The sequence below is a fragment of the Spiroplasma sp. ChiS genome (assembly GCF_002968355.1).
GTDB classification, from domain to species: domain Bacteria; phylum Bacillota_I; class Bacilli_A; order Mycoplasmatales; family Mycoplasmataceae; genus Spiroplasma; species Spiroplasma citri.
The window spans coordinates 1-4337 of sequence record NZ_PUUH01000321.1 but is presented as its reverse complement, the minus strand read 5'-3'; the positions used below and the strand labels follow the sequence as shown (position 1 = coordinate 4337).

Sequence of the window (4337 nt, the reverse complement as noted above, 5' to 3'; positions counted from 1 at the left end):
TATTCTGTTTTGAAAGAAAATATTAGAGTTCAGCAAGGTGGTAGTGCGGATTATGAAAATCCGAATAAGGTTGGTACAAAGCGGATAATTTTTGATTTTGAGACGGTTGATGAATTGGATGTTAAAAATATTAAAAAAGCAATTTATCGGATGATTTTAACTGTTGATGAAGCAAATTTAATTATTTCTGGTAGTTTAGAGTTAAATAATATTAATAATGATGATTTAAGTTTTAATTTTAGTTTTATGCGAACGGGAATGGGTGAAATTTTTAATTTTAATGGTTCAATTTATTCATCATTAAATAGTAAAGATTTAAAGTATTATCAACAGTTTAGCGGTCAGTTTGATTTATCTAAGTTTTTACAGTCGTTTTTTGCAAGTGCATTGGTGCCAGTGTTTCAAAATCGTATTTCCTTTATTGAAAATGAATATATTGATAATTTACAATATGATACTGTTTTAGTTAACTTTTTTGCTTTGAAATTACAAAATTTTAATAATATTTTGTTGAGTGAAAATATTAACGATAAATTACAATTTGATAAATTATTAAATAGTATGTTTATGATTTCACAGAAATTTTATACTAATTATTTACGTACGATTTTTGATTTAGAAAATAATACTTATGTTCAAGGTTATAATAAAAAATATGGTTTGTTAGTAAATAATGGTTTTAAAATTTACCCACGATATTTTTATTTTTCGGATAAATATAAGCAATTAGATATTAAATTATATTCAGCATTTAAAAATCGGTTTTATACGATTAATAATTATGGTAGTGTTTTTAATTATGATTTTTCGGTTGCTAATAATTATAATATTAACTCAAATTCGGGTTATGTTTTTGAAGGTGCTTTAAAAAATAAATATGGTTTAAAGTAAAAAAAAATGAAGAACAAAAAATCGGTTATAATGTTTTTGAATTGCAAGCACAAAAAGAGAATGATATGTACCGATATTATGATTTTAATTTTGGGATTTATAATTGACAAGAAATTAATAATGGTGGGTTGTTCCCCGATAATCAATGATGACAAGTGCAATATGTAACGCCAGAGGGTTGATGAGATTTTGGTGCTCATATTAAAAATGCGGTGATTTGAATTGTCAATACTATTCCCGGTGTTAAACAAGTTAATGAATTAGCGAGTGGTGTTGGTAAGGTTTTTGAAACAGTATATAGTTTTTTTAGTCAAATATTTGAAGTATGAAAATTTAATCCAGCATTGTATAGTACAATAACAAATATCTTTTTATTAATTATTTTTATGAAATTTGTGCGATTAATATAAAAAAGGAACTGTTATTCAGTTCCTTTTTGTTCTTTTCTGTTCTTTTCAATCAGTAATTTCACCAGTGTTTTTGTCAATAGTAAGTATTTGTGGTTCACCAACGCCATCTCAACGATATAGTGAATTAATATAAACATATCAACGATTATTAATTCTATGTCCTCTATGTTCTCCAACTTTTCAAATTAACTCATTTGAAAAATTAAATTTTATAATAGAAAAATTATCACTTTGCATTTGTTTAGCAATTAAAATATATCATTTATTATTTTTTTCATTATTTTCTTTTACAAAATTATCTCTATCAATTAATTTTCAATTACTACCTTCTGGTGGTTGTTGTGCTTGTTTTATTTCTTGTGTTTTTGGTGTATTTGGATTGTTCTTATTATTTAATTTTTCAGTTTTTTTACAACTGATTAATGTTGTTGTGCTTGTTGCGGTTAATCCGATTGTTCCTATTATGCTAAGTCATTTTTTCATATAGATTGCTCCTTTTTATTTTTTTATATATAATTAATCTTATCACATATCAAAAATATAAACACATTAATCCTAGTTAAAAAAAAATTTTTACAAAACTAATTGCAAAACAATTTTAATCTTTACTAACAGAAATTAACGAACTAAAAATATTTGGTGGTGCTTTAGGTAAATGTCGTTTATGTTCAGAACTTTGATTTAATTGTTTAATTCGTTGTGCAATCGCTGTTGGAACCGATTTTCCTTGTAAATAATAATCTAATTGTTGATAAGTAAACCCTAATTCTTTTTCATCAGTTTGACTAGCTCATAATCCCGCTGTTGGTGGACGTGAAATAATTGCTGATGGCACACCTAATAATTGTGCTGCTTGCTGAACTTCCGATTTTAGTAAATGAATAATAGGGACTAAATCAGCAGCACCATCACCATATTTAGTAAAATATCCGACATGTCATTCATCAGCATTATCCGTTCCTAAAACCATATAATTGTGACTTTGTGCTAAAGCATATAAGGTTGTCATTCGTAACCGTGGCTTTATATTAGCGAATGATAATTGATGAGGTGGCAAAGCTAATGTTGCAATTAAATTATCATATGTTCCTGTTAAATCAACAAGATGATTTTTTAATTGATGATTATTAACTAACAACTGTGCACATTCTTGATCAAAATAGTCAGAATGACAAGGCATTATAACTGTTAAATGTTGCTCAGGAAAAGCTTGTTTTGCTAATAAACTAACAACAGCCGAATCAATTCCACCTGATAAACCGACAATAACCCCTTGGCAGTGGGCTTTTGTCACTTCTGATTTAATTCATTTTACTAAATAACTTAAATATTGGTTTAATTCTTTCATTATTATCCATCCCATTCTAATTCGTAATCAAAAATGCGAACAATATCTCCTGCTTTTGCTCCTTTTGCTCGTAACTTTTCAAAAACTTTTAAATCTTGTAATTTTTTATTAAATAATAATAAATTATCATAAGTTGTAATTGGTGTTTTATGATAAGCTTGATAAACCGCTGCTCCCGATACTTTTCAAACACCATTGCCAAGATTAACAACTTCCACCTCTTCTTCAATTGGCGTGGTATATTTATATACTTTATAATCTTCTTCCGTTGATACTGGTTCGTCTAATTGCCATAATGCTTTATTATCCTTAATTTTTGTCAGAACTGTTCCAATGTGATTTATTAACAATGATAAATTTTGATTCATTAAACCACTAACTTCAATAATTTCGGTAGTTGGAATTTGGGTTTTAAATTTAATTAAATTTTTTGCTGCAATGTCAAGATCCATTTTATTTGCTACAATAATTTCTGGTCGTAGTTCCAATTTATAATTATATTTTTTTAATTCTGTTTTAACATTTAAATAATTTTGATAAACATCTTCTGTTCCATAATTTCCTGACATATCTAAGACATGGATAATCAATTTAGAACGTTCAATATGCCGTAAGAAATCATGGCCTAGCCCCTTACCTGCTGCTGCGCCAGCAATTAATCCTGGTAAATCCGCAACAACAAAACTATGATGGTTTTGATCTTGTACAACTCCTAATTGCGGGGTTAATGTTGTAAATGGATAATCAGCTATTTGCGGTTTAGCTTTTGAAATTTTTGCTAATAAAGTTGATTTACCAGCATTAGGTAAACCAACTAAACCAACATCAGCTAAAACTTTTAATTCACAACGAATCTCTAATGTTTCGCCTAAATCACCAGCTTCAAAGATAGTTGGCGCTTTATTTTTAGAATTAGCAAAACGAGCATTGCCACGACCACCTTGGCCACCTTTTGCTAAGACAATTTCTTGCTGATGAGTAGTAATATCGCCAATAATTTTATTTGTTTTATTATTATAAATTAAAGTACCTAACGGAACTTTAATATACTTATTAGCAGCATTTTTACCATGCATATTTTTAATGCTTCCATTTTCACCATCAACTGCTTTAATTTCTCTTTGATATTTTAAATCAAGTAATGTATTCATTCCTTCATCGCCAACAAAAATAATGCTTCCACCATTACCACCATCACCGCCCGAAGGGCCTCCTTTTGGAACATATAACTCACGATGAAAAGCAACGGCACCATCACCGCCTTTTCCTGCAAATAATTTAATTGTTGCAACATCAATAAATTTCATTATATACCCTTTTCTCGTTGTATTATCATCATTCAGTGCACTTAATAAACTATTTAAGAATTAATTTGACATCTCCCTCTGTTCAACACTGTTAAAACCAACAGAACAATTGTTTTTGAAATTTCATACCATCTGAACCCATTACATTTTGAACAAAATAATTTAAACCTAAAATGTTATCTTTGCGTTTCTTAACTTAATAATCTCTAATTCTTTATAACTTATTATTAAAAATTGTAAAATCAGTAACTGGTGAAGCATCAACAGGAGATAAAAAGTTATTTTTATCATATTCTTTTCTTTTGGTTGGATTTGATAAAATGTTATATGCTACTGGAATCTTTTGGTTGGATTTGATAAAATGTTATATGCTACTGGAAT

The 4337-nt window shown here is 28.2% G+C and carries 3 protein-coding genes and 1 pseudogene; 1 reads left to right on the top strand and 3 read right to left on the bottom strand.

Annotated elements, in window-relative coordinates:
- Nucleotides 1–1301, top strand: a pseudogene (locus C6B38_RS09235) (spiroplasma phage ORF1-like family protein); the annotation flags it as partial.
- Here C6B38_RS09235 and C6B38_RS09230 read toward each other — a convergent pair.
- From C6B38_RS09230 to obgE, 3 genes are all read right to left on the bottom strand, one after another.
- Complete coding sequence (locus C6B38_RS09230; RefSeq protein WP_105299407.1) at nt 1293–1784, bottom strand: lipoprotein; 492 nt, start codon at nt 1782–1784, stop codon at nt 1293–1295. The pseudogene C6B38_RS09235 and the gene C6B38_RS09230 overlap by 9 nt on opposite strands.
- Before the next feature lie 115 nt (nt 1785–1899).
- Entirely contained in the window at nt 1900–2649 is a 750-nt protein-coding gene (gene nadE / locus C6B38_RS09225) for an NAD(+) synthase (RefSeq protein ID WP_105299406.1), read from the bottom strand.
- Between the two features lie 2 nt (nt 2650–2651).
- Nucleotides 2652–3956, bottom strand: coding sequence for a GTPase ObgE (gene obgE, locus C6B38_RS09220; RefSeq protein WP_105299405.1), 1305 nt, complete (start codon nt 3954–3956; stop codon nt 2652–2654).
- Nucleotides 3957–4337 lie beyond the last annotated feature (381 nt).